The organism is Afipia sp. MLSD5-FHT05B12, assembly GCF_058793355.1.
Window position 1 is genome coordinate 206,198 of the sequence record NZ_JBXAFS010000005.1, and the last position, 25,535, is coordinate 231,732.

Genomic DNA, 25,535 nt, shown 5'->3' on the forward strand with positions numbered 1-25,535 from the left:
TCAGTGGAAATCCCGCGAACGTGGAAGAATGCGGACATTGCGCGGATGGCGGATTTTGTGAACCGGGTTGCCCGAATGTGCCTTCTGCTCTTCTTCCAGCGGTTCGATGACATCCGCATCGGGAGGGATCGGATGCCTCCCTCCAAGCGCGTCATTGGCAAGATTCATCAAGTCATGGGAGCGATCGAACAGACACTCGGCTACCAGATGAACGACCTTGTCCGGGCTGCTCTGAATGACACCCCGCACCTCGATCAGCCGTGCGCCCATCACTTCCTTGCGGAATTTTTCCATCACCTTCGGCCACACCACGATGTTGGCAATGCCGGTCTCGTCCTCCAGCGTCATGAACACCACACCCTTGGAACTGCCGGGCCGCTGCCGGACCAGCACCACCCCGGCACAGCGCACCCGCTGTCTGTCATGAGAATGAGCGACAGCCTCGCACGCCACCAAGCCCTCTTCCGCAAATTTCGGCCGCAGGAATTCCATCGGATGCCCCTTCAATGACAACCGGATGGTCTGATAATCAGCCACCACCTGCTCAGGCAGCGGCATCTCGGGTAACGGCTGAGCGATTTCATCGGGTTGCTCGCGCGCGGCAGTGGCGGAAAACAACGGCAACGGAATATCGTCCGGCAACCGCCGCACGGACCACAGCGCTTCGCGACGGTCGAGACCGAGCGAGCGGAACGCGTCGGCGTCCGCCAGCAGGATCAGCGCACGCTTCGGCAACCGCGTTTCTCGCGCGAAGTCTTCCAGCGACGTGAATGGTTTCCGTGACCGCGCGGCGACAATGCGCTGATCCCAGTAATCTTCGCGGGGCTTTGCCCTGCTCTTCGCAACAGCAGATCTGGCCTTGTCCAGTTTTTCCTCGTCCGGATCGTACACCTCGAAACCATCGATCTGCCGGAATCCAAGCCGCACGGCGCAATGCTTCACGGCGTGCTCTTCCAGGGTGTTTTGCCCGAAGCTGTGCGATACATCGATCTCGCGCACTTCGACGCCGTTCTTGCGCGCATCGCCGACGATCTGCGCCGGCGCATAGAAACCCATCGGCTGCGAATTCAGCAGACCGCAACAGAATGCGTCAGGGTGATAACACTTGAGCCAGGACGACACGTAAACAAGCTGCGCGAAGGCCGATGCGTGGCTTTCCGGGAAACCATAGCTACCAAAACCCTTGATCTGATTGAAACAGTTTTGCGCAAACTGAGGATCATATCCCCGCGCGATCATCCGGCTAACCATGCGCTTCTCGAACTTCGGCATGGTCCCGACATTGCGGAACGTGGCCATGGCGCGGCGCAATCCGTTGGCCTCTTCGGACGTGAATTCCGCCGCCGCCATGGCGATCCGCATCGCCTGTTCCTGAAACAGCGGGATTCCCAGCGTCTTGTGAAGAATTTTCTCAAGCTCGTCCTTGCCGCCGCATTCCGGCGACGGCGATGGATAACTGACCTGCACCTCCCCGTTTCGCCGCTTGAGATAAGGATGCACCATGTTGCCCTGGATCGGCCCCGGCCGCACAATGGCAACCTCGATCACAAGATCGTAGAACGTGCGCGGCTTCAGGCGCGGCAGCATGTTCATCTGCGCCCGGCTCTCGACCTGAAAAACGCCAAGGGATTCCCCCTTGCACAACATGTCGAAGACTTTATCGCTGTCATTGTTTTCGGACTTGATATCAGCGAGCTCATATCGTGCCCCTTTGTGATCTGCGATCAGGTCGAAACATTTCCGGATGCAAGTCAGCATGCCGAGCGCCAGCACATCGACCTTCATCATTTTCAGGGTATCGATGTCGTCCTTGTCCCATTCGATGAAGGTGCGGTCGTCCATCGCGGCATTGCCGATGGGGACATAGGTGTCGAGCCGATCCTGCGTCAGCACATAGCCACCGACATGCTGCGACAGATGACGCGGGAACTCGATCAGTTCGGTGGCCAGTTCAACGGCACGTCGAACCATCGGGTTGCCCGGATCGAATCCCGCCTGCCGGATCTGCATGTCGCTGACACCGTCGCCCCAGCTTCCCCACACCGTATCCGCCAGCGCGGCGGTGACGTCTTCAGTCAGTCCCAGCGCCTTGCCCACATCGCGGATGGCGCTGCGCGGGCGGTAATGAATGACGGTGGCGACGATCGCAGCACGGTGACGGCCATATCGCCTGTAGACATACTGCATCACCTCTTCGCGGCGTGAATGCTCGAAATCGACATCGATGTCCGGCGGCTCAAGGCGCTCCTCGGAAATGAACCGCTCGAACAGCACATCGGTTTCAGCGGGATTCACCGAGGTAATGCCAAGTACATAGCAGACAGCCGAATTCGCCGCCGAGCCTCTACCTTGGCAAAGTATGTTTTGACTGCGAGCATAATTGACGATGTCATGAACCGTCAGGAAGTAATGCGCATATCCGAGCTTCTCGATCAGCCGCAGTTCTTTCTTGAGAGTCCCATCCAGTTTTTCATCGATTCCGCCGGGGAAATATTTCACCACGCCTGCCCACGTCAGGTCTTCAAGGTGCTGTTGTGCGGTCTTGCCCGGCGGGACAGGCTCATCCGGATACTGATATTTCAGTTCGTCGAGCGTGAAGGTGATGCGATCGGCGAAGCGCATGGTTTCCGCAATCGCGCCCGGCAGATCGCGAAATAGCCGCGCCATCTCGAAGCCGGGTTTCAGATGCCGCTCGGCATTGGCTTCGAGCCGCCTGCCGGCACGCATGATCGTCGTTTTTTCCCGGATACAGGTCAGGACATCCTGCAACAACCGTCGCGCGGGATGATGGTAAAGCACCTCATTGATCGCCAGCAGCGGTACGCGGGCCGCCGCCGCCAAACGCTGAAGCCTGCCAAGACGCCGCCTGTCATCGCCACGATACAGCAGGCTCGCCGCGAGCCAGACATCTTTTGCGCCGACGGCGCGGCTGCGCTTCAATTGATCGAGAACCTTCAGAGCCGTCGCGGCTTCAAAACGATGCGGCAGCGACAGGACCAGCAACTGTCCTTCTGCAAAATCCAGAAGGTCGTCGAGCGTGAGATGACACTCGCCCTTCTCTGCCTTGAGCTTGCCGCGCGTCAGCAACTGGCACAGTCGGCCATAGGCGGCGCGATCGCGCGGATAGATCAGGATGTCCGGCGTCCCGTCCATGAAGACAAGGCGTGCGCCTATCAGCAGCCTGGGTTTGAATTTGACATCAGGGTTCTCGAGTTCCTTGTAAGCGCGTACAACGCCGGCCAGCGTGTTGCGGTCGGCAATGCCGATGGCTGGAATGCGAAACTCGCTGGCCTGATGCACATATTCCTGCGGCTGCGAACCGCCGCGCAGGAACGAGAAATTCGTCGTGATCCCGATTTCCGCATAGTCGGTGACTTTCATGCGAACAGCCCATGCACGAACCATTTGGGAGGAACCGCTTCGCCCTCTTCGGTGACAAGTTCGCTGCCGTAAAGACCATCGCGGTAGATCCAGAAGCGCATTCCTTCCGCATCCTCGACGCGGAAATAATCACGCGTCAGCGCTTCATCCTTGTGTCTCCACCACTCCATGGCGATGCGCTCAGGCCCCTCCACCCGCACCACGGCATGCGTAGCGCGGCGCCATGTAAACCGGGGCGGCGGCCCGTCAGGGACGGCGGCCGCAGCGACCTTGATTTCTTCCGGCCGCTCGAACAGCCGCAGCGGACGCAGCGGCGGCTCGGATTCGACGCACGCGGGCCATTCTGCAACAGCGGCGGCGGCAAGATACTGCTGCGCAGACGCGGCGATCGCTGCGCGTTCGGGAATATGCGTGTCCTGCGGCAGATGCACCACGACACGCTTGCCGCCGATACGAGCGGCGATGCGGTCGATCAGCGCCGCCACCTCGTCATTGTCCTGCGCGCGGGTATCGAAATCGCGCTGCTCCTGCACGACGATCTCAACACGGCTGGCGGACAACCGGATCAGATCGAACCCGAAACCGGGATCGAGTGGATCGGCCAGCGCATCCAGCCTTTCGCGAAACAGGCGATCGACCACGTTGACCCTGCTAACGGGCTGTCCGGTCTCCACTGTGATGGTCCGCACCGCGCCGTCAGTGCGGAAGAAACTCGCCTCCAGCCGCCGCGCACCCTTACCCTGCTTGTCCATCGCCGCGACCAGCATCTGCGCCAGAGCGGAGAGGATCGCCGCGATCACGTTGCCGGTCGCGACCGGTTCGGGGAAACGCTTCTCCACCATGAAATCCGGCAGCGGCTTTCGCGGCGAAATCGGCGCATCGGCTTGCCCTAATGCCTGCTGCAACAAGTTCACGAACGCGGCGCCGAAGCGTGCGGCAAGTTCGTGCGGCGCACGCGCCGCCACATCGCCAATCGTTTTCAGACCAGCGCGGCGCAGGCCTCGCGTGATGGCATCGTCAGCGCCGAGCGCGAATACCGGGAGTGAACTGACGGCATGGGCTTCCTCTCCATCGGGAACGATGCAGCTTCGCGCCGCGCGCGCCACCGTGCGCGCGCAGACCGGCGTGCCGGCAATCGCCGCGTTGATGATAAAACCTTGCCGCGCCAGCGATGCGCAGACGTTACGCAACATCGCGGCCTCGCCGCCGAACAGATGCGCGCAACCGCTGATATCGAGCAGCAACCCGTGAGGCGGATCGAGCGCCACCAGCGGCGTAAAGCGGTCGCACCAATCGGCGATGGCTTCCAGCAGTTTCGCATCCGCTGCCTCGTCGGCGTCGAACACCTCCACATCGGGACAGACCGCGCGCGCGTTCGCCAGCGGCAGTCCGATCTCAAGGCCGATGCCAGCAGCGGCATCGTTCAACGCGGAAATTTGCAGCGCATTGTTCAGCTTGGCGACAACGACGCACGGACGCGTATCATCCGGCGCGGCGTCTTGTCCCGAAAGCTGACGCTTCAAGCGATCTGTCGGCAGGCACGGCAGCCACAGGCTGAGAAGACGCCGCGCCTTCACGGAAGAGGCCCTCATCACATTTCCACTCCATGATCCATTGTCCGGTCTGGCCGTGACGATTGCGAACAAGTTGTACATCGAGCATCGGCGCGCCCCATGCCTCCATTGCGGAAGATGAAGATGCTGGACGCACCACCCACCGCGTCTCCGCCGTACTGGCCGATGGCGTGGCCGCCGTGCGCAGTACCAGACACGTGACATTCGAGGCGCGCGCGGCCAGCGTCAGCCTGCGGCTCGCGACCAGATCGAGCGCACGCACCTCGCCCCAGACATCCAGCACCACGGCACCCAACGCATCGCAGGCAATCGCATCGGCTGCCGCGCGCAGCGCCGTCTCGGCATCCGCAGCCCGGACCGTCACCAGGAGACGCGGATCGAGCCCGAGCTCATTGAGGCCGCTCATCGAGAGCGCACCGGATTCAAGTTCCGTGAAATCCTGCCGCACCCACATCAGCGGCCGCTGCCCCGCGAGGCGATGCGCAAGGCCCGCGATAAAACCCGTCGCCGCCGCGCCATGACGGCCACCCTCGGCGAACACCTCATGCAACGCGCCGCGCACCAGCCCGCCCTGCAACACGGCGTCCGCATCCGTATGGCCCAGCGTCACGCGCGCAAGCCCATCGCTCTCGCCCTCGAGGCGGCCAATGGTCCCCCGCAGGGACGCAAGTGTGTTCATGCGCGCGCTGGTCATGCGCCGCTCCTGGAGTTTTTGGGTCCGTCGCCGCGGGTTGAACGAGTGACGGGCTTATTTGTTCATGATATGTTCTAATATAAAGCTAAGAGGGGCCGAGGAGTCAATCAGACTTTGAGGGCCACTTTTCCTGAGCAGAAAGAATGAGATACCGGATCGTCCTAAACGTGCGGGGATCGATCCGCCGAACTCATAAGCAAGCGCCCCTTCCATGGCCGCGCAGAGCGGTTTTACCAATCGCTCAATTTAAGTTCTATTTTCGAACTTATATCATATGATCGATCTTGCCGCGTGCGCATCCGCGTTGGTGGCTTACCCGTGGAGCGGACGAATGGATTTGCACGACATGCATGTTTACGAGCCAGCGAAAGGACATGGACTTCGGCATAACCCCTTCAACGCCATTATTGCTCCGCGGCCGATCGGCTGGATTTCGTCGCGAACACCAAAGGGCGAAATCAATCTCGCGCCGTACAGCTTCTTCAATGCATTCAACTATGACCCGCCCATTCTCGGCTTTGCGTCGATCTCGTGGAAGGACACCGTTCAGAATGTCTCTGAGACCAGGGAATTTGTCTGGAATCTGGTGAGCAAGGATCTTGGCGACCAGATGAACGTAACGTCGTCGCCACTTGCGCGAGGCGTCGATGAATTCGAAGTCGCCGGACTAACCAAGGCACCAAGCCGCTTCGTGAACGTTCCACGCGTCGCGGAAAGTCGCGCCGCGATGGAATGCAAGGTCACCGATGTCGTTCAGTTCAAGACCCATACCGGCGATCCGGTGCAGGGATGGCTGATCCTTGGCGAAGTGGTTGCCGTTTATATCGACAAGTCGCTCATCAAGGACGGCGTTTATCAAACGGCTCTCCCGAATCCAATTCTTCGCGCAGGCCGCGGCGGCGACTACGTCGAGGTCACTCAGGACCGGATGTTTGAAATGGAAAGGCCGCCTGGAAGCAGTAACCCGGCATTCCACGGGTCATAAATCAATCGCAAGGAGCGCAGCAATCCAGATCTTGCCGGACTGTTGCGCTGATTTGCAGTGACATATCACGCCGCCAGCGCCTCGGAATTCACCGTGCCAAGGGCAAGCATCGTCAAGGCCTCATCGGCCTTGTGTTCCTGCTGGAGCGTTTCATCAAGCAGCCGTACCGCTTCCGTCATGCCGAGCTTGGTCGCCCATGCCTTCAGGGTTCCGTAGCGCGCGATTTCGTAGTGTTCGACCGCCTGAGCCGCCGCCAGTAGTCCGGCGTCGAGCGCCTCGGTTCCCTTGTACTCGGCCATGATTTCCTTGCCCTCGTCGAGAATGCCGACGATGGCATCGCAGGTCTTGCTGCGCGCTGGCTTGTCGAGCAGGTCGAAAATCTTCTCGAGCTTTTCCACATGGCCTTCCGTCTCACTCTCATGCCTCTCGAAGGCGGCGCGCAGCTTGTCGGAGTGCGCGGCCTTGGCCATCTTCGGCAGCGCCTTCAGAATGTGTTTCTCGGCGAAATAGATGTCCTTGAGGGTATCAAGGAACAGATCATTGAGGTCTTTTTCTTTTGCAGCGACCATGGCGTCCTCACTCGGTTTTACGGTGACGGGATGTTTCCCGTCTTTCAACGCGAGGTGATGCGCTTCGTTCCTGCGGCGTAAACGGCATAAAACGGTTTCCGCCTTCGCCGCCTGGTCAGCCCGCGAGTTGGGATTCCACCAGCTTGATCCAGTATGACGAGCCGTAGACGATGGCATCGTCGTTAAAATTGTAGGCAGGATGGTGCAGCCCCGCGCTGTCGCCGTTGCCGATAAAGATGAAGGCGCCCGGCCGCGCTTCCAGCATATAGGCGAAGTCTTCGGCGCCCATGACCGGCGGAATCTCGGAACTGACATTGCCCTCGCCCGCGACATCGGCGGCGACCCGCGCGGCGATCCCGGTCTCGGCGGCGTGATTGACCAGCACCGGGTAACTGCGCTCGTAATCGAGCGTGATCTTCGCGCCCGAGAGCTGCGCGACCCCGTTGACGACCTCGCGCACCCGCTGCTCGATCAGATCGCGCACCTCGGGCGTCAGCGTCCGCGCAGTGCCGAACAATTCCGCGGTCTGCGGAATGACATTGCGGGCGTTGCCGGCATGGAACTCGCAGATCGAAATTACCGCGGCATCCAGCGGATCGACGCTGCGGGAGACGATCGATTGCAAGGCGGTAATGAGCTGCGCGCCGACCAGCACCGAGTCGATGCTCTTGTGCGGACGCGCGGCATGGCCGCCCAGGCCTTCGATATGGATATTGATATGATCCGTCGCCGCCATCGCAGGTCCAACGCGCGTCGCAAACGTCCCGATCGGCATGCCCGGCGAGTTGTGCATGCCGTAGACCTGCTCGATCCTGAAACGGTCCATCAGACCGTCCTTGATCATGGCCTCGGCGCCCGCGCCTCCCTCTTCGGCGGGCTGAAAAATCATCACGGCATCGCCCGCGAAATTTCGCGTCTCCGCGAGATAGCGCGCCGCGCCGAGCAGCATCGCGGTGTGGCCGTCGTGACCGCAGGCGTGCATCTTGCCCGGGACCGTCGAGCGATAGGCCACGCCGGTTTCTTCCTCGATCGGCAGCGCATCCATGTCCGCCCGCAGCCCGATCGCCTTCAGATCGCCGCCATTGACCGATTTTCGCCCCTTGATAACGCCGACCACGCCGGTACGTCCAAGACCGGTCGCGACCTCATCGCAACCGAATTCCCGCAGACGGTCGGCAACGAAGGCCGCGGTGCGATGCACATCGTACATCAGCTCCGGATGCGCATGGAGATCGCGGCGCCAGCCCATGATTTCGGGTTGCAGATCGGCGACACGGTTGAGGATGGGCACGGCGGTAAACCTCACAGGATCAAGACGGCAAAAGCTAGCATGAGCCCGCAGGGGACCCAACATCCGCGCAAACAGGACTTGCGCGGAACCCTACTGTACAGCGAACCCCGGCCGGGGCCATAAGAAGAAAAGTCTTCAATTTGGCTAGAGAAACGCAGGACAGGGAATGGCGAAACGTCTTGAGGGGGATTTCGACTATATCGTCGTCGGCGCCGGCACCGCCGGCTGCATCGTCGCCAACCGCCTCTCGGCCGATCCCCGCAAGCGTGTGCTGATCCTGGAGGCCGGCGGCAGGGACAACTGGATCTGGTTTCACATCCCGGTCGGTTACCTGTTCGCCATCGGCAATCCCCGCTCCGACTGGATGTTCAAGACTGAACCGGAAGCCGGCCTCAACGGCCGCGCACTGGCTTATCCGCGCGGCAAGGTGATCGGCGGATCGTCGGCGATCAACGCCATGATCTCGATGCGCGGACAGGCAGCGGATTACGACCACTGGCGGCAGCTCGGATTGACCGGCTGGGGCTGGGACGATGTGCTTCCCGCCTTCAAGAAACTCGAAGATCATTTCCTCGGCGAGAGCGAACATCATGGTGTCGGCGGCGGATGGCGGATCGAGGCCCCGCGCCTGTCATGGAAGGTACTCGACGCCGTGGCGGAAGCCGCGAGTGAAATGGGAATCCGCAAGACGCCGGATTTCAACACCGGCGACAACGAAGGCATCGGATACTTCCACGTCAATCAGAAGCGCGGCAGGCGCTGGTCCTCGGCACGCGGATTTCTGAAGCCCGCCCTGTCGCGGCCGAACCTGCGGCTGGAGACCAGCGTGCTGGTCGACAAGGTGATCGTCGAGAATGGCCGCGCCGTCGGCGTGCGTTTCCGCCAAAATGGAGAGACCATCGAGGCGCGAACGCAAGGCGAAGTGATCCTTTGTTCAGGCTCGATCGGATCAACGCAGGTGCTGCACCGTTCCGGTATAGGACCGCGCGAGTGGCTGTCGCCGCTCGGCATCGACACCGTGCTCGACCGGCAGGGCGTGGGCCGCAACCTGCAAGACCATTTGCAGCAACGCGCCATCTACAAGGTCGAAGGCGTGCGCACGCTGAACGAGACCTATTACAATCTGTTCCGGCGCGGCTGGATGGGCGTCGATTACTTGCTGCGCCGGCGCGGACCGCTGACCATGGCGCCATCGCAGCTTGGTATCTTCACACGATCCGATCCGCGTCAGGAACGCGCCAATATCCAGTTTCACGTCCAGCCGCTGTCGCTCGACAAATTCGGTGAGCCATTGCACCGCTTCCCGGCCATCACCATTGCAGCCTGCAACCTGCGCCCGACATCGCGCGGCACCATCCGTATCAAATCCGATACGCCGGATCAGGCTCCGGCGATTGCGCCGAACTATTTGTCGACGCCCGAAGACCGTCAGGTCGCGGCCGACGCCATTCGCGTGACGCGCCGGCTCATGAAGCAGCATGCGCTGAGCAATTATCATCCGCAGGAGTATCTCCCCGGCCCCTCCGTCGGCGACGACGATGCATCCCTGGCGAAAGCCGCCGGCGACATCGGCACCACCATCTTCCATCCGGTCGGAACCGCGAAGATGGGCACCAGCAGCGACCCTCTCGCCGTGGTCGATGAGCGCCTACGGCTTCACGGCCTGAAGGGATTGCGCATTGTCGATGCGTCGGTGATGCCGACTATCACGTCCGGCAACACCAACACGCCGACCGCGATGATCGCGGAAAGGGGATCGGCGATGATTGTGGAGGATGGAAAGTGATTCCTCCGAGCGGCAACGCCGAGAGCGCAACAAATACGTTCGTCATCACCGGGCTTGTCCCGGTGATCCACGCCTTCCTTTAATGTCCAAAGACGTGGATGGCCGGGACAAGCCCGGCCATGACAATCTTAGGTTTCCATTAAAAGCGCCTACGGCCTTATCGCCATCTGCGCCACGCCCGGCGTGCGCAGCGGCTCTGCCAGCCGGGCGAACTCGCACAGCAGCGAGCGGGTCTTGCGCGGATCAATGATCTCTTCCACCCAGAATTTCTCGGCCGAGCGGAACGGCGAGCGCAGCTTGTTCAGCCGGCCCTCAATTTCGGCCAGTTTTGCCTTGGGATCCTCGGCGGCGTCGATGTCGGCACGGTAAGCGGCCTCGATACCGCCCTCGAGCGGCAGCGATCCCCAGTAGGCGGACGGCCATGCATAGCGCAGCGAGAACCGGCCCGCCGGCTGATGCACAACGCCCGCGACACCGAACGAATTGCGCACGATAATCGTACACCACGGCACGGTGGTTTGATTGACGGCTGTCATCGCGCGAACACCATGCCGGATCGTCGCCGTCTTCTCAGCCTCGAGTCCGATCGCGAAGCCCGGACAATCCATCAGATAAACCACCGGCAGATGGAATGTTTCTGCGAGATCGACAAACCGCACCACCTTCTGGCAGGTGTCGGCGGTCCACGATCCACCGTAAATAAACGGATCGCTGGCGAGTACCAGAACGGCTCGCCCCTGCAGCCGCGCGAAGCCGGTGATGATCGAACGTCCGAAGTTCTGCCCCATCTCGAAGAATGAGCCGCGGTCCACGACCGATTCGATGATCGGGCGCATCTTGTAGACCTGCTTGCGGCTGCGCGGCACGATGTTGAGCAGCGCCTCGTCGCCGCGCTCGGGATCGTCATCGCAGGAAATCGTGGGCGGCAGGTCGAACACCGATGACGGCAGATACGACAGAAATTTCCGCGCGCATTCGAACGCCTCTTCCTCGGTATCGACCGCATGATCGATGCCGCCGGCCTTGGTCTGGATTTGCCAGCCGCCGAGCTCCTGCTTCTCGAGCGATTGCCCGAGCCGCGCCACCACCGGAGGGCCTGCGACGAACATCGCGGATGTTTTTGTCATGACGGAGTAATGACTGGCCGCGAGGCGCGCCGCGCCAAGTCCTGCAACCGATCCGAGGCCGAGACCGACGACAGGCACGCGCGCCATATTCGTGGTCGTATACCAGTACCAGGTGGTGCCGCCGACGCCGCCCGGCAGATTAGCGGCGCCCTTCGTCTCGATGGTCTTGACCGAGCCGCCGCCACCGGATCCCTCGATGATACGGATAATCGGCATCCGAAAGTCGTGCGCCATCTGCTCGGCCATGATCGGCTTCGCGGAGATCGATGCGTCCGCGGAGCCGCCGCGCACGGTGAAGTCATCGCCAACCACGACGACGGGACGATCGCCGATCCTGCCGCGCCCGAACACACAGTTGGCTGGCGTAAGCGTCTTTAGCTCATTCTTTTCGTCATACTCCGCGGCGCCTGAAATCGCGCCCATCTCGTGAAAGGTTTTCGGATCGACCAGCTTGTCGATGCGCTCGCGAACCGTAAGCCTGCCCTGATCGTGCTGCCGCTTGACCTTGTCCGCGCCACCCATCTCTTTCGCAAACGCTTCGCGCCGCGCAAGTTCGTCAAGTTCAGGCTTCCAGTTCATCATCGCTCCTTGCCCTACGCGTCGCGAGCGCGCTCATTCCATTCTGCTGAATAAAATTTCCTCTTGCGGAACACGCTACCTCGCGCAATCTTCCGTCACAACAAAGAAGCCGCGCTTGTGGAGCTTGCATGCTCTGCTCAAAGCGGATGGGGGACACCAATGGCGCAGATCAAGATCGTCACCGAGGTTGCCGGGCGCGTCTGTGCGGTCGCGGCCAGCCTCGGCGGCAGCGTCGGAAACGGCGACGACGTGGTGTTCGTGGAAGCGATGAAGATGGAAATTCCCGTCCCCTCGCCTGCCGCGGGGAAAATCACATCGATCCTGGTCAGCATCGATGACGTTGTGGCAGAGGGACAGACAATCGCTGTTCTCGAAACATGAACGTCGCGAAGCGCTCCGTTTCCGCGACAAACTGTCCGGTACACCTTAGTAGGCTTGCAGGCGTTGCACTCGCTCCTGCACGATGACATGATCCGGCAAAATCAAAACCACGTTTCGCACAGCGAAAGTAATTGGGGAGGTTATTCATGACGCGGCATATCACTACGGTTGCAGCAATGATTCTTGCGAGCGCGGCGATTTCGCCAGTGCTGGCGCAGGACATCAAACTGCCAACCTCGATGGCCTTTACGGCCTATGACACCGGCACATCCGGCTTCAACATCGCCGTTGGTGTCGGCAAGATGATGAAGGACAAGTACGGCTCCGACGTGCGCGTGCTTCCGGCCGGCAACGACGTGGCGCGCCTGGCCCCGCTGCGGACGAATCGCGCGGTGCTGGCCTGGATGGGAACGGGAAGCTACTTCGCCCAGGAAGGCGTGTTCGAATTCGGCGTCAAGGAATGGGGCCCGCAGGCATTGCAGATGACCCTCTCGACGGTCGACTGCAACGGACTGTCGGTCGGCGTCGCGAAAGACAGCGGTGTCAAGGACTGGAAGGATTTCCGCGGCAAGCGATTGGGCTTTGTGGTCGGTTCGCCCGCGCTGAACCAGAACGCGTTGGCCATCATCGCGTATGCCGGGCTGACGCAGAAGGACGTCAAGATCGTCGAGTTCGCCAGCTACGGCGCGATGTGGAAGGGCGTCATCAACAACGACGCGGACGGCGCGTTCGGCTCGACGGTGACGGGCCCCGCCAAGGAACTGGAAAGCTCGCCTCGCGGCATCGTGTGGCCGGAACTTCCGGCCGATGACAAGGCGGCCTGGGATCGCGTCAGGAAGGTCGGCGCATTCTTCAATCCGCACAGCACAACCTGCGGCGCGGCTATCGAGGCCTCAAAGCCTCTGAAGCTGGCAACCTATCCCTACCCGATTGCAACGGCCTATGCGACACAGTCTGCCGATCAGATATACGCGCTCACCAAGGCGATGATCACCGGCTACGATGCCTATAAGGATTCCGCACCGGGCGCATCTGGCCTCGACGTCAAGCGCCAGACCAAACAGTGGGTTATTCCGTATCACCCCGGCGCAGTCAAAGCGCTGAAGGAAGCAGGCCAATGGACCGACGCGGATGAGAAGTACAACAACGATCTGATTAAGCGGCAGGGCGTTCTCGCGGATGCATGGAAGGCCTTTAACACCGCAAGCGCACCGGCGGAGCCGGCTGCGTTCCTGTCGGGATGGATGGCGGCCCGCAAGGCTGCTCTTGCGAAGGCAAACATGCCGAACGGCTTCGAGGAATAACGGTTTCGATCCCGGCCAAGCGGACGTCGTCAACATCCTATTTCGGTATCCCAAATGTCAGCCTCGTCCGATAACACTCAAAACACGGCAGCCGCTCCCGTTGCGGCTGCCACCATCGCCTCAGCGCAGAAAAGAGTTGTATTCGACGATCCGCATGCGGGCGTCGGCGGCTTGCAGGAAGCCGAAGTCACGCGCGTGCGAACCCTTCGCGGCGGATGGCGCTGGACGCTGATCGCCGCGACCGCAGCAACGATCCTGCTCTGCATCAACCAGCAGTTCACGTTGCGCTTCTTTATCGGCTACACCCAGCTCAATACCGAATACTTCTACCTTCTGATCGCGCTGATGCTGCCTTTCACATTCCTGATCTTCCCAGGAACCGAGACGGCTCCGCTCGATCGCATCCCTTGGTACGATCTTGTGCTTTTCACCGCGACCTTTGGCGCGGCCATCTGGCTGATGATGAACATTCGCGCAGCCGCGGCGCTCGGGTGGGAATTCGCAGGCGCACCGGCACCTGTCATCGCAGGCGGCTTGATTATGTGGGCCGTGCTGATGGAAGCCCTGCGCCGCACCGGAGGCTGGAGCCTGTTGCTGTGTGTCTTTCCATTCACCGTTTATCCGCTGTTTGCGGAATCAAGCTGGCTGGGCCCATTTCGCGGCACCCAGTCCACCATCGAGCAGGCAACGGCCTATCATGCCCTCTCCGGCGAGAGCCTGCTCGGCATTCCGATCCAGGCGTTCGCCGACACGGTAATCGGCTTCCTGGTGTTCGGCACGGCGCTGATGATGACCGGCGCTGGAAAATTCTTCATCAACATCGCATTCGCCCTGTGCGGAACATTCCGCGGCGGCGCGGCCAAGGTCTGCATCTTCGCCAGCGGTCTTCTGGGAATGATGTCGGGCTCCATCATTTCCAACGTGCTGACCGCCGGCACAATGACTATTCCCGTTATGAAAAAGAGCGGTTTCCGCGCGTCATACGCCGGAGCCATCGAGGCGTGCGCTTCAACGGGCGCGGTGCTCGCGCCGCCGGTGATGGGAGCGACCGCGTTCGTCATCGCGCAATTCCTGAATGTCAGCTACGCCGATGTGGCCCTCGCCGCGGTCATTCCGGCGGCCCTTTACTACCTCGGCCTGTTCTTGCAGGTGGACTCTTACGCTGCGCGTCACGGCCTCGCCGGCATTCCACGCTCGGAACTGCCGCGCGTATGGGACACTGTCAAGGAAGGCTGGTACTATATCTTCGTCATCGCGTTGCTGATCGTGATGCTGCTGCATTTCAAGCGCGAAAGCCACGCACCGTTCTATGCGACGGCCCTTCTGCTCGTATTGAACCAGTTGTTCTCGAAAGACACCCGCTGGACGCTTACGACGATCGGCAAATTCCTGGAAGTGAACGGACGCACGTTTGTCGAACTGGTGGGCATTCTGGCAGGATGCGGCCTGCTGATCGGCGCATTTTCGATGACCGGCGTTATCTCCAGCCTCGCCAACGATCTGCTGACGATCGCCGGCGACAACGCATTCCTGCTGCTGGTGATGTGCGCTTTCACCAGCCTGGTGCTGGGGCTCGGCCTGACCACGACGGCTTGCTACATCTTTCTCGCCATTCTTGTCGCGCCAGCGCTTGAGAAAGTCGGCCTCAACAAAATGGCCGTGCATATGTTCATCTTCTACTGGGGCATGCTGTCATCGATCACGCCGCCCGTGGCTATCGCTTCGTTCGCGGCCGCCGGCATCGCCGGCGCGCCCGCGATGAAAACCGGCTGGGAATCGATGTGGGTCGGCAGCATCATCTACTTCATTCCGTTCTTCTTCGTACTCAACCCCGCGCTCGTGCTGCAGGGCGATGCGCCCTATCTCACGGCCGTCGGCCTGATGGCGCTGGCCGGGACCGGCACGCTGTTCATCTGCGGCGGCATTCAAGGTTATCAGGCCTTCGTCGGAGACTTGCGGCGCACGGGAGTTCTGGAATGGCCGCTTCGCGTACTGTTGGTGCTTGGAGGGTTTGTTCTCGCAACGCCGGGTGGCGGCATCCTGCCGATCTCGCAATGGCAGATCATCTCGCTGGCAATGGCAATCCTGGTTCCAACGCTGATCGTCGCGTTCACTCTTGTGCAACGGAACCCCGGCACACCGTCGAAACTTTCGGCACGCTAGATCGGGAAGGCTAAACCCCAAGACGAATTGTGGCGATAGTTGGCATTCTCAGCTGGCACAATGCTGTGGCGCGAAAAAGCCGTGCATCCACGCCACACCCGGCGAAATACGATGCCGGTGTCGCTGCGTGAAGGCTTGTATCTGGCATTCCGATGTGTTCGACCTATAGTCAGGTCAATCGAACGCTAGACCTTCATAAGGGATAACGATGTTCAAAGTACTTCTCGCGACCACCTTGCTTGTCTCGGCAACCGTTGGCGCTTTTGCGCAGGCACCTGCTCCTCAGCGCGGCGGCACACCGGAAGAACAGAAAGCCTGCGCGCCCGACGTCTCGCGTCATTGCCGCACCGTGATGAACGATGGCGACTTCGTGGTTCTGGGCTGTCTTCAGGCCAATCGTCCGAAGATCAGCAAGAAGTGCGACACCGTTCTGCGTAGCCACGGTCAGTAAACGGCCACGCTTCCCCACATGATGACTGAGACGGATCAGCCTGCTTTGTCAGGCTGATTTTCTTGCTGCGTTATCGACCAGCGTTTTGCCAAGCGACCAGATCGCACCCGGCACGCGATGGCTGCTTTCAATCACTGTATCGAAAGCGCCGGTGATCCAGTTGCAATCTTCCTGCGTGATCGTAAGCGTCGGCAGCAGCTTGATCGTGTGGCTGGCATGGCCAGACACCTGGCTGAGGATCTTGTGATCCTTGAACAGCGGGATGGTAATCAATTGACAGAACAGGCCCTTGCTCGCCGTTTCCAGCATGGTCCAGGACGCCTTGAGCGCCAGCGATTTCGGCGGACCGAATTCGACACCGATCATCAATCCCTTGCCGCGCACGTCCTTCAAGAGTTCATAACGCGGAATCATTGCTGACAGCGCCGCAAGCAGTTCAGCGCCCCGCGCCGCTGCGTTCTCGATCACCTTCTCCTGCTTGAGGACCTCCAGCGTCGCAATGCCTGCGGCCATGGCGAGATCGTTCTTGGAGAACGTCGAGCCATGGACCACCGCGCGATCCATGCGATCGAAAATCTTGTCGAAAATCGCCTTGCGCGTGAGCACAGCCCCGACCGGGATATGACCACCGGAGAGCGATTTCGACAGCAGCACCATGTCGGGTTCGACATTCCAGTGTTCGACAGCGAGGAAACGTCCGGTGCGTCCCATGCCGGTCTGGATCTCATCCGCCACGAATAGCGTGCCGTACCGTTTGCACAATGCCGCGGCCGCTGCGAGATATCCGTCGTCGGGCATGTTAACGCCCTTGCCCTGGATCGGCTCGACGATAAAGGCCGCGATCTGGCGGGACACCAGCGCTTTTTCCAGCGCGGCAAGGTCATTGAACGGAATCGAGAAACAGTCCGGCAGCAGCGGGCCGAAACCGTCGCGGAAATTCTTGTCCCCGGTCAGCGACAACGAGCCGTAGGACAGGCCGTGATAGGCATGGTCGCAATAAACGATGCCGGTTCGGCCGGTCGCACCGCGCGCGAACTTGATCGCAGCTTCGACACATTCCGTCCCTGAATTGGCAAAAAATACCTTGTCCAGATATGGCACATGCGCGATCAGGCGCTCGGCCAGAATGCCGGCCAGCGTGGACAGATCGAGTTGAACGAGATTTGGAAGATCGCTGTCCAGGACACTCTTGAGGGCGTCCTTGACGGTTGGATGATTGCGGCCAAGTGCGAAGACACCGAACCCGCTCAACAGGTCGAGATAACGATCGCCATCGCGGTCGAACAGATACTGTCCCTGTCCGCGCTGAAAGCCGACGTCGTAACCGATGGTCTTGAGAACCCGGACGAGTTGCTCGTTGAGATATCGCGTATGCAGAGCATTGCGCTGGAATTGACGATCCGCGAACATCTCTGAAATGTCTAGATTTGGCTGCATGATGTCATACATACTTCGTTTGCCAGGCTTCTAGTCAACTGAAATTAGTATATGCGTCGTTTTGTCAATCTCTGGAACAATGCACCGTGTTTGTGTTTAAATTGGTTGCAATGCACGCGAGGATTCATGAAGAAACTAGCCTTTAGTGGAATGTTCTTGCTCGCTGCTGCCGGTGCTGCCTCTGCTGCCGAACCGCTGGGCGAGTGGCGCGACGAAGACGGCAAGGCAACGATTCGAATCGTCGATTGCAATTCGAGGCTGTGGGGTGTCGTTGCCTCTGAATCCATCCCCGGCGGCCTGGACAAAAACAATCCCGACAAGGCGAAACGGACGCGTCCCCTGCTGGGCATGCCGATTCTCCTGAACATGAAGAAGGCCGAAGACGAGAAGGACAAGTGGGAAGGCAAGGTTTACGACGCCACCAGCGGCAAAACCTATGACTCCTCGATCCAGCTCAAATCGGCCAACGCGCTGCGTATCGAGGGCTGCGTGGCCATGATTCTGTGCGGCGGCCAGACCTGGACCCGCGTCGTTGAAAGCGCACCAGCCCCAGGCGGCGCCAAAACTGGCGCTACAAGTGCCGGTGTCCCAAAAACCGCGCAGCCATTCCCGACGCCGATCGGCACACCGAAACCGGCTGCGCCAAAGGGCGGTACGGCGAAGGCGGGATCAGCAGATCCAGCGACTTCCGAAGTCTGCCTCCTCCCTGAGATCGCGAACGCGCCTCGCCAGTGAAATGGGTTGAGCCTCGCTATTGATCGCGCGGCTTGCCCATGAGTGCCGGCTGAAACAGCACTGCCGCCGCGAGCGTGGTCACCAGCGACAGCGCCAGCAATTTTCCCATGCTCGACGTACCGGGGTGGCTCGACAGCCAGAGGCTGCCGAACGCCGTCGCGGTCGTCATTGCGCTGAAGAAGATCGCGCGCGTCAGGCTTGATTGCAGCAGATCGGTCTGTCCGGCCCGCCATGCCGTCACATAGTAGATTTTGAACGCGACGCCGATGCCAAGCAGCAGCGGCAGCGCGATGATGTTGGCGAAGTTCATCGGCAGTCCGATCAGGACGCATATCTCGAGCGTCACCACTCCTGCCAGAACCAATGGGACCAGCGTCAACAGCACATCGCCGATCCGCTTGAGTACGATCCAGAGCAGGATCGCAATCGACAGCAGCGCCCAGAAACCGGCATGGATGAACGCCCTGACGATAGTATCGCCGGATTTCAGAATCGAGATCGGGCCGCCGATGGCGTCGGGTTGAACTTTCAGAACAGCACCTGCGAAAGCGCGCAAGGTATCGTTGTCGTTGGGATCGCCCTTCGGCTGCGCTTCGACGCGCGTTCTGCCGTCGGCGGACGTCCAGTCGTGCAGGATGTCCGGCGGAAGGGTCTTCACGCTCACAGGTTGAGCCTTGAGCAGACCGCGAACCTGATCCAGCGCCACGTTCAACGGCGAGATGAAAGTCACGGTCGCCTTCTCGCGCGTGGCTTTCTCAGCCTGCGCAAGCTTGTCCAGCGCATCCGCGAGCCGCCGTGCAGCCACCGCCCCCGGGCCCTTGTCGTCGCCCGCGGTCTTGCGCAGACTCTCCACCGAACCCTTCAGCGCAGCGATATTTTCCTCGTCGGACGGCGCCGTGCCGCGCGATGTCTCATTCAGAATCGGGTTGAGCGACGCGGCAGCCTTGCGAATGATCGCGAGCTTGGCCGGCTGGTCGTCAGGAATGAAGGTATCCAGCGAGATCGTCCGGGAGACTTCGGGAAGCTTCGCAAGCCGTTCCTGAATTTGCCTGGCCGCTGTCGCGGAAGGAGCCAGGACCTCGACCGCATTGGTGCCGGTATTGGGATCGCGTCGAAGATCCAGATACGTCGCAACCGACTCAACCTTCGCGCTGCGCAGATTCATCGGATTGAAGTCGAATTGCAGGAAGTACAGCAACGGCAAGCCCAGAACGGCGACGCCGAGTGTCGCCGCAACAACGCCGACACGGTGCCGTTCCAGAAAACGATCGACCGGCGCCAGAAACTTGAAGCCGAGCGGCTCGGCCTCGCCCGGAGGATTCAGAATCTTGAGTAACGCGGGCAGCACGGTGATGGCGGCGATGAATGCGATAATCATGCCCGCGCCGGCAATTTTTCCGAGTTCCGACACGCCTTTGTAGTCGGTTGGCAAAAATGAGAGGAAGCCGGCAGCGGTAGCCACCGCCGCAAGCGTGAGCGGAACGGCGGAATACTCCGCGGCTTTCTCCAGCGCGGGATCGAGCTGACCGATTTCGTGACGTTCAGCGCGATAGCGCACGCTGTACTGAATGCCGAAATCCACCCCGAGACCGACAAACAGCACGAAGAACGCAATCGAAATCAGATTGAACGCACCGACGAGCATAAGACCGACGGCTGTGGTGATCGACAGACCGATGATGAGCGTGATGAAAACCGCGCCGATGATCTTGGATGACTTCAGCGCGCACCACAGGATGAACAGCACGATCAGGACCGTACCCGTGTGGGTAACGAGCGCCCCCTCCTGCACTGTCGCGAATTCGTCGTTCGCGATGGGAACGGGCCCGGTCAGGCGAACGCGGGCACCGTAGGTATCGGCAAGATGAAGATCCTTGGCTGCGGCACGAATAGCGTCGGTGGCCGCTCCGCCCGGCTCCAGCGCCTTGAAGTCGAGTACAGGCCGTATCTGGAGCAGCGCGCGGGTGTCGGAAGGCGTCAGCGGCTCGTTGCTGGAGAGTTCCTTCCAGGAGAAGGCCGCCGGCTTGTTCGCCACGACTTTCTCGACGGTATCGGCCACGAGGTTCAGCGGCCGGGCCATGGAATCGCGCGAATACTGTCCCCGCTGGGAACCGGCCAGACCGAATTCCAGGACGCCGGTCAGGCCCCGCAGGCTTGGGTCATCCACCAGAATCTCGAAAAGCGGGGCTGCCGAGGCCAGTTGCCCGGTCTGTTTGGCCACCTCCGGGGTGGGCAGGAACAAAAGACCGTTATTGTCAAAAAAGGCCCCGCCGCCCGGCCGCCGGATCGAAATGAACCTTTCGGTCTGTGGCCGCAACTTCTTCTCAAGGGCGTCGCCGGCCTGCCGGGCAAGTTCCGGTGTCGGCGCCTCTACAACGGCCAGAATCGAGTCGTTTCGGCCCGGAAAGGCCTTTTCGAAGTCGATTTCGCGCTTTCGCCAGTCCAGATTAGGGGAGATTAGCGTTGCAACATCGGTATTGATGGCAAAGTTCCGGTGGGAATAGACGCCTGCCGCGGCTGCCAGAGCCAAGCCGGCCACGAGGACCAGCCATGCATGGCGCGTGCAAAAACGAACAAGCGATACAATAGTCCTTGTCAGCACAGGTTTTCTTTCTATTTCTGGCGGCCAGCTTGGGGTAAAGGCAACTGCCGGGGAGGCAAGCCGTTAACTTACTGATGCCTCAAACGATGCCCTTAAGTCACACAATAGTGGCTTTTAACCAGCAGTTCCTCAGAACTACTGCTGCATAGCTGCAATAATGCTACACTGCAAAATGTTCTCGTCTTGTTCCACAGTCGCATTGGAAGCCTTGGTATGACCTCTTCAACCCCATTGCTCGACGCAATCAAGTCGCCCGCTGACCTTCGGAAGATGAAGGAAAGCGATCTGCCTCAAGTTGCGGCAGAACTTCGCGCCGAAACGATCAGCGCGGTTGCGGTTACTGGTGGGCATCTCGGCTCCGGTCTTGGTGTCGTTGAACTGACGGTTGCAATACATCATGTTTTTAATACGCCTTCCGACCGCGTCATCTGGGACGTCGGGCATCAGGCCTATCCCCACAAGATCCTGACGGAACGGCGCGACCGGATTCGCACCCTGCGTCAGGGTGGCGGCTTGTCCGGCTTCACCAAGCGCGCGGAGAGCGAATACGACTGTTTCGGCGCCGCGCACTCGTCGACGTCCATTTCAGCAGGCCTCGGCATGGCCGTCGCGCGGGATCTCGCCGGCGAAGAGCGAAATATCGTCGCTGTCATCGGCGATGGCGCGATGTCAGCCGGCATGGCCTACGAGGCGATGAACAATGCAGGGGCGATGGATTCGCGCCTGATTGTCATTCTCAATGATAACGAAATGTCGATCGCGCCGCCGGTTGGCGCCATGTCTGCTTACCTGTCACGCCTGACGTCCAGCAACACTTACCGCTCACTGCGCGAGATCGGCAAGCAGGTCGCCAAGCGTCTTCCGAAGTTCATCGAAAAGGGCGCGCAGCGCGCCGAGGAATACGCCCGCGGCTTCCTGTCCGGCGGAACCCTGTTCGAGGAACTCGGCTTCTTCTACGTCGGCCCGATCGACGGTCACAACCTCGACCATCTGCTTCCCGTCCTCAAGAACGTGCGGGATTCGAAGGTCGGCCCGACCCTGATCCACGTCGTCACCGAAAAGGGCAAGGGCTATACCCCGGCCGAGACCTCCGCCGACAAGTATCACGGCGTAGTCAAGTTCGATGTCGCCACCGGCAAGCAGGCGAAGGCTCAGGCCAATGCCCCCGCCTACACCAAGGTGTTCGGCCAGAGCCTGGTCCAGGAAGCCGAGAAAGACGACAAGATCGTCGCGATCACCGCCGCCATGCCGTCCGGCACCGGCGTCGACATCTTCGGCAAGGCTTTCCCCGAGCGGACCTTCGACGTGGGTATCGCCGAGCAGCATGGCGTGACCTTCGCCGCCGGTCTTGCTTCCGAGGGCCTGAAGCCGTTCGTTGCTATCTACTCCACGTTCCTGCAACGCGCCTACGACCAGGTGGTGCATGACGTCGCCATTCAAGGTCTGCCGGTTCGGTTCATCATCGACCGCGCGGGTCTCGTCGGCGCGGATGGACCGACCCACGCGGGTTCGTTCGACCTCGCCTATCTCGGCTGTTTGCCGGGGATGGTCTTGATGGCCGCCGCCGATGAGGCCGAACTGGTTCATATGGTCGCGACTGCTGCCGCGATCGACGATCGTCCGTCCGCCATCCGCTTCCCGCGCGGCGACGGTGTCGGCGTCGACCTGCCGCCGGTCGGCGTCCCGCTGGAGATCGGCAAGGGCCGCATCGTCCGCGAAGGCACCTCCGTGGCGCTGGTATCGCTCGGCACCCGGCTTCAGGAATGTCTGAAAGCTGCAGACATTCTAAAAAACCATGGCTTAACGGCGACCGTCGCCGATGCCAGATTTGCCAAGCCGATCGACACGGATCTGATCCTGCGTCTGGCGCGCGATCACGACGTACTCGTCACCGTCGAGGAAGGCTCGATCGGCGGCTTCGGGGCGCAGGTCTTGCATACCCTTGCGGAGAACGGCGCGCTGGATAAGGGACTGAAGGTTCGCTCCATGGTTCTTCCCGATACGTTTATCGATCAGGACAGCCCGGCTGCGATGTACGCAAAGGCCGGTCTCGACGCCAAGGGCATCGTGACGCGTGTCTTCGAGGCACTGGGCCGCGAAGGCGAGATCAGCGCGGTGCAGCTTGCTTAATCCAGTGCCCAGCAAGCCTCCCATGAAGATCCTGCTGGCTCAGCCCCGCGGGTTTTGCGCTGGCGTGGTGCGTGCGATCGAGATCGTCGAACGCGCGCTCGAGAAGTATGGCCCGCCGGTCTATGTTCGCCACGAAATCGTGCATAACAAGTACGTTGTCGAAAGCCTGAAAGCCAAAGGCGCGGTGTTCGTCGAGGATCTGCACGAAGTGCCGGCGAACGCGATCACGGTGTTCAGCGCTCACGGTGTCGCCAAGAGTGTCGAGGAAGAGGCTGCGTCACGCGACCTCCCCGTTCTCAACGCCACCTGCCCGCTCGTGACCAAGGTCCACAATCAGGGCAAGCGCTACGTCTCCAAGGGACGCAAGCTCGTTCTGATCGGCCATGAAGGCCACCCGGAAGTCGTCGGCACCATGGGTCAGGTGCCAGGCCCCGTGATCCTTGTGCAGAGCGTCGAGGACGTCGCGGCGCTCGGCCTGCCGAGCGACGAGCCGATGGCTTACATCACCCAGACCACGCTGAGCGTCGACGACACCCGCGACATCATCGCGGCTCTTGAAGATCGTTTCAGCGACCTCGAAGGTCCCGATACCCGCGACATCTGCTACGCGACACAAAACCGCCAGTCTTCGGTGCGAGACCTCAGCAAGCTCGTCGATGTCATTCTGGTTGTCGGCGCGACGAACAGTTCCAACTCCAACCGCCTCCGCGAAATCGGGACCGAAGTCGGCGTCCCGAGCTACCTCATCGCCGACGGCAGCCAGCTCAATCCGGAATGGTTGAAAGACGCAAAGACCGTCGGCATCACCGCAGGCGCCTCGGCGCCGGAGGTGCTGGTGGACGATGTAATTGACGCCCTGCGGAGAATCGGACCGGTGACAGTGTCCGTGCTGCCGGGCCGGGAGGAAAATATCGAATTCAGACTGCCGGCCGAGCTGACCCAACGCCAGCCGCGCCTCTCTCCCGTGATGCAAGAAAGATAAACATTCATGGCGATACCGTTTTTCAAAGAGATCAAGATCGGCTCGTACCTCGTTAAGCAGAAGCTGCTTGGCCGTAAGCGTTATCCTCTGGTGCTGATGCTGGAGCCGCTCTTCCGCTGCAACCTCGCCTGCGTCGGTTGCGGCAAGATCGATTACCCCGATGCGATCCTGAATCGCCGCATGTCGGCGCAGGAGTGCTGGGACGCCGCCGACGAATGCGGCGCACCGATGGTTGCGATCCCGGGCGGCGAACCGCTGATCCACAAGGAGATCGGCGAGATCGTGCGCGGCCTGGTCGAGCGCAAGAAATTCGTCTCGCTCTGCACCAACGCGCTGCTGCTCGAGAAGAAGCTCGATCTGTTCGAGCCCTCGCCTTACCTGTTCTTCTCGGTGCATCTCGACGGCCTGAAGGATCATCACGACAAGGCCGTGTCGCAGAAGGGCGTATTCGACCGCGCCGTGTCCGCGATCAAGGCTGCCAAGGCTCGCGGCTTCACCGTGAACGTGAATGCGACCATCTTCGACGGCCACGCCGCTGAAGACATCGCGAAATTCCTCGACTTCACCACTGAGCTTGGGGTCGGCGTCTCGATGTCCCCCGGCTACGCCTATGAGCGCGCGCCGGATCAGGAGCACTTCCTGAACCGCACCAAGACCAAGAAGCTGTTCCGCGACGTGTTCGCGCTCGGCAAGGGCAAGAAGTGGAATTTCATGCACTCCGGCCTGTTCCTCGACTTCCTCGCCGGCAACCAGAATTTCGAGTGCGAGCCGTGGGGCATGCCTGCCCGCAATATCTTCGGCTGGCAGAAGCCTTGCTACCTGCTCGGTGAAGGCTACACCAAGACCTTCAAGGAGCTGATGGAAACCACCGACTGGGACACCTACGGCACCGGCAAGTACGAGAAGTGCGCGGACTGCATGGCGCATTGCGGCTATGAGCCGACTGCTGCCAACGCTGCTGTCAGCAATCCGCTCAAGGCGCTGAAGGTCTCGCTGTTCGGCATCAAGACCGAGGGCCCGATGGCGCCTGAAATCGACATGTCGAAGCAGCGTCCGGCGCAGTACGTGTTCTCGTCGGAAGTGCAGAAGCGTCTGTCGGAAATCCGCGCCGACGAAGCGAAGGCGGCGGAAGCCAAAACTGCTAAACTCGAGGCAGCGAAGCTCGCCGCAGCCACGACAGCGCCTGCATCAACCAGCGCATCGACTGCGGCCTGATATCAGACCGCGTAAATATCGAAAGGCGCGAGCAATGCTCGCGCCTTTTTTGTTTCGATCAACTGCACGTCATTGCGAGCCAGCGTAGCCCGGATGGAGCATTTGCGTAATCCGGGACTTTGAATCCACTGCGCGCAGATCCCGGATTG

General features: G+C 60.8%; 18 protein-coding genes. 10 read left to right on the forward strand and 8 right to left on the reverse strand.

The window, feature by feature from the left end; genetic code table 11:
• Genes AC1Q6J_RS09930 through AC1Q6J_RS09940 form a run of 3 tightly spaced genes read right to left on the reverse strand, consistent with a single transcriptional unit; the run spans position 1 to position 5,649 of the window.
• On the reverse strand, positions 1–3,381 hold the full coding sequence (locus tag AC1Q6J_RS09930) for an error-prone DNA polymerase (RefSeq protein ID WP_492279151.1): 3,381 nt from the start codon (positions 3,379–3,381) through the stop codon (positions 1–3).
• The gene (locus AC1Q6J_RS09935; RefSeq protein WP_492279152.1) at positions 3,378–4,973 is read right to left on the reverse strand and encodes a Y-family DNA polymerase; all 1,596 of its coding nucleotides are present in this window, start codon (positions 4,971–4,973) and stop codon (positions 3,378–3,380) included. Before AC1Q6J_RS09935 ends, AC1Q6J_RS09930 begins: the two co-directional genes overlap by 4 nt.
• On the reverse strand, positions 4,864–5,649 hold the full coding sequence (locus tag AC1Q6J_RS09940) for an ImuA family protein (protein WP_492279153.1): 786 nt from the start codon (positions 5,647–5,649) through the stop codon (positions 4,864–4,866). The genes AC1Q6J_RS09935 and AC1Q6J_RS09940 overlap by 110 nt, the downstream gene beginning before the upstream one ends.
• Positions 5,650–5,980: 331 nt before the next feature.
• On the opposite strand from AC1Q6J_RS09940, the gene AC1Q6J_RS09945 reads away from it, so the two are divergent.
• Positions 5,981–6,634 carry a flavin reductase family protein gene (locus AC1Q6J_RS09945; protein ID WP_492279154.1) on the forward strand — a complete coding sequence of 218 codons (654 nt, stop codon included), beginning with the start codon at positions 5,981–5,983 and terminating at the stop codon, positions 6,632–6,634.
• Between the two features lie 65 nt (positions 6,635–6,699).
• Here AC1Q6J_RS09945 and AC1Q6J_RS09950 read toward each other — a convergent pair whose 3' ends face one another.
• Positions 6,700–7,203, reverse strand: a complete 504-nt coding sequence (locus tag AC1Q6J_RS09950; RefSeq protein ID WP_492279155.1) for a YciE/YciF ferroxidase family protein — start codon at positions 7,201–7,203, stop codon at positions 6,700–6,702.
• 115 nt (positions 7,204–7,318) lie between these two features.
• Positions 7,319–8,494 carry a M20 aminoacylase family protein gene (locus AC1Q6J_RS09955; protein ID WP_492279156.1) on the reverse strand — a complete coding sequence of 392 codons (1,176 nt, stop codon included), beginning with the start codon at positions 8,492–8,494 and terminating at the stop codon, positions 7,319–7,321.
• A 166-nt stretch (positions 8,495–8,660) separates the two neighbouring features.
• Here AC1Q6J_RS09955 and AC1Q6J_RS09960 point away from each other — a divergent pair, with 166 nt between their 5' ends.
• Entirely contained in the window at positions 8,661–10,280 is a 1,620-nt protein-coding gene (locus tag AC1Q6J_RS09960) for a GMC family oxidoreductase (RefSeq protein WP_492279157.1), read from the forward strand.
• Positions 10,281–10,429: 149 nt separating this feature from the next.
• Here the strand turns inward: AC1Q6J_RS09960 and AC1Q6J_RS09965 are convergent, their stop codons facing one another.
• A complete protein-coding gene (locus tag AC1Q6J_RS09965) occupies positions 10,430–11,986 on the reverse strand; it encodes an acyl-CoA carboxylase subunit beta (RefSeq protein ID WP_492279158.1) in 1,557 nt (518 codons plus the stop codon).
• 159 nt (positions 11,987–12,145) lie between these two features.
• On the opposite strand from AC1Q6J_RS09965, the gene AC1Q6J_RS09970 reads away from it, so the two are divergent.
• The 4 genes from AC1Q6J_RS09970 to AC1Q6J_RS09985 all read left to right on the forward strand — a co-directional run bounded on the left by AC1Q6J_RS09970 (position 12,146) and on the right by AC1Q6J_RS09985 (position 16,285).
• Positions 12,146–12,367 carry an acyl-CoA carboxylase biotin carboxyl carrier protein subunit gene (locus AC1Q6J_RS09970; RefSeq protein WP_492279159.1) on the forward strand — a complete coding sequence of 74 codons (222 nt, stop codon included), beginning with the start codon at positions 12,146–12,148 and terminating at the stop codon, positions 12,365–12,367.
• A gap of 146 nt (positions 12,368–12,513) precedes the next feature.
• Positions 12,514–13,671: a TAXI family TRAP transporter solute-binding subunit gene (locus AC1Q6J_RS09975; protein ID WP_492279160.1), complete on the forward strand. Its 1,158-nt coding sequence runs from the start codon at positions 12,514–12,516 to the stop codon at positions 13,669–13,671.
• A 54-nt stretch (positions 13,672–13,725) separates the two neighbouring features.
• Positions 13,726–15,834, forward strand: a complete 2,109-nt coding sequence (locus tag AC1Q6J_RS09980) for a TRAP transporter permease (protein ID WP_492279161.1) — start codon at positions 13,726–13,728, stop codon at positions 15,832–15,834.
• Between the two features lie 208 nt (positions 15,835–16,042).
• Positions 16,043–16,285 carry a hypothetical protein gene (locus tag AC1Q6J_RS09985; RefSeq protein ID WP_492279162.1) on the forward strand — a complete coding sequence of 81 codons (243 nt, stop codon included), beginning with the start codon at positions 16,043–16,045 and terminating at the stop codon, positions 16,283–16,285.
• A gap of 48 nt (positions 16,286–16,333) precedes the next feature.
• Here AC1Q6J_RS09985 and hpnO read toward each other — a convergent pair whose 3' ends face one another.
• Positions 16,334–17,725 (reverse strand): aminobacteriohopanetriol synthase HpnO, encoded by a 1,392-nt coding sequence (gene hpnO / locus AC1Q6J_RS09990; protein ID WP_492279219.1) that lies wholly within the window; start codon positions 17,723–17,725, stop codon positions 16,334–16,336.
• A 48-nt stretch (positions 17,726–17,773) separates the two neighbouring features.
• Here hpnO and AC1Q6J_RS09995 point away from each other — a divergent pair, with 48 nt between their 5' ends.
• Positions 17,774–18,457: a DUF2147 domain-containing protein gene (locus tag AC1Q6J_RS09995; protein WP_492279163.1), complete on the forward strand. Its 684-nt coding sequence runs from the start codon at positions 17,774–17,776 to the stop codon at positions 18,455–18,457.
• Positions 18,458–18,473: 16 nt separating this feature from the next.
• On the opposite strand, the gene hpnN is transcribed toward AC1Q6J_RS09995, so the two are convergent.
• Positions 18,474–21,059, reverse strand: a complete 2,586-nt coding sequence (gene hpnN, locus AC1Q6J_RS10000) for a hopanoid transporter HpnN (RefSeq protein ID WP_492279164.1) — start codon at positions 21,057–21,059, stop codon at positions 18,474–18,476.
• Between the two features lie 213 nt (positions 21,060–21,272).
• Between hpnN and dxs the strand changes: the two genes are divergently transcribed.
• The 3 genes from dxs to hpnH are packed head-to-tail and all read left to right on the forward strand — an operon-like array spanning position 21,273 to position 25,386.
• A complete protein-coding gene (gene dxs, locus AC1Q6J_RS10005; RefSeq protein ID WP_492279165.1) occupies positions 21,273–23,189 on the forward strand; it encodes a 1-deoxy-D-xylulose-5-phosphate synthase in 1,917 nt (638 codons plus the stop codon).
• 22 nt (positions 23,190–23,211) lie between these two features.
• Positions 23,212–24,171 carry a 4-hydroxy-3-methylbut-2-enyl diphosphate reductase gene (ispH, locus tag AC1Q6J_RS10010; RefSeq protein WP_492279166.1) on the forward strand — a complete coding sequence of 320 codons (960 nt, stop codon included), beginning with the start codon at positions 23,212–23,214 and terminating at the stop codon, positions 24,169–24,171.
• 6 nt (positions 24,172–24,177) lie between these two features.
• Complete coding sequence (hpnH, locus tag AC1Q6J_RS10015) at positions 24,178–25,386, forward strand: adenosyl-hopene transferase HpnH (protein ID WP_492279167.1); 1,209 nt, start codon at positions 24,178–24,180, stop codon at positions 25,384–25,386.
• The last annotated feature ends 149 nt before the right edge of the window (positions 25,387–25,535 follow it).

Excerpts from the sequence above, each read along its gene's own strand:
- AC1Q6J_RS09930 (WP_492279151.1), bottom strand. The coding sequence starts at position 3,381 with ATGAAAGTCACCGACTATGCGGAAATCGGGATCACGACGAATTTCTCG.
- AC1Q6J_RS09935 (WP_492279152.1), bottom strand. The coding sequence starts at position 4,973 with ATGAGGGCCTCTTCCGTGAAGGCGCGGCGTCTTCTCAGCCTGTGGCTG.
- AC1Q6J_RS09940 (WP_492279153.1), bottom strand. The coding sequence starts at position 5,649 with ATGACCAGCGCGCGCATGAACACACTTGCGTCCCTGCGGGGGACCATT.
- AC1Q6J_RS09945 (WP_492279154.1), top strand. The coding sequence starts at position 5,981 with ATGGATTTGCACGACATGCATGTTTACGAGCCAGCGAAAGGACATGGA.
- AC1Q6J_RS09950 (WP_492279155.1), bottom strand. The coding sequence starts at position 7,203 with ATGGTCGCTGCAAAAGAAAAAGACCTCAATGATCTGTTCCTTGATACC.
- AC1Q6J_RS09960 (WP_492279157.1), top strand. The coding sequence starts at position 8,661 with ATGGCGAAACGTCTTGAGGGGGATTTCGACTATATCGTCGTCGGCGCC.
- AC1Q6J_RS09965 (WP_492279158.1), bottom strand. The coding sequence starts at position 11,986 with ATGAACTGGAAGCCTGAACTTGACGAACTTGCGCGGCGCGAAGCGTTT.
- AC1Q6J_RS09970 (WP_492279159.1), top strand. The coding sequence starts at position 12,146 with ATGGCGCAGATCAAGATCGTCACCGAGGTTGCCGGGCGCGTCTGTGCG.
- AC1Q6J_RS09975 (WP_492279160.1), top strand. The coding sequence starts at position 12,514 with ATGACGCGGCATATCACTACGGTTGCAGCAATGATTCTTGCGAGCGCG.
- AC1Q6J_RS09980 (WP_492279161.1), top strand. The coding sequence starts at position 13,726 with ATGTCAGCCTCGTCCGATAACACTCAAAACACGGCAGCCGCTCCCGTT.
- AC1Q6J_RS09985 (WP_492279162.1), top strand. The coding sequence starts at position 16,043 with ATGTTCAAAGTACTTCTCGCGACCACCTTGCTTGTCTCGGCAACCGTT.
- AC1Q6J_RS09995 (WP_492279163.1), top strand. The coding sequence starts at position 17,774 with ATGCGTCGTTTTGTCAATCTCTGGAACAATGCACCGTGTTTGTGTTTA.
- dxs (WP_492279165.1), top strand. The coding sequence starts at position 21,273 with ATGACCTCTTCAACCCCATTGCTCGACGCAATCAAGTCGCCCGCTGAC.
- ispH (WP_492279166.1), top strand. The coding sequence starts at position 23,212 with ATGAAGATCCTGCTGGCTCAGCCCCGCGGGTTTTGCGCTGGCGTGGTG.
- hpnH (WP_492279167.1), top strand. The coding sequence starts at position 24,178 with ATGGCGATACCGTTTTTCAAAGAGATCAAGATCGGCTCGTACCTCGTT.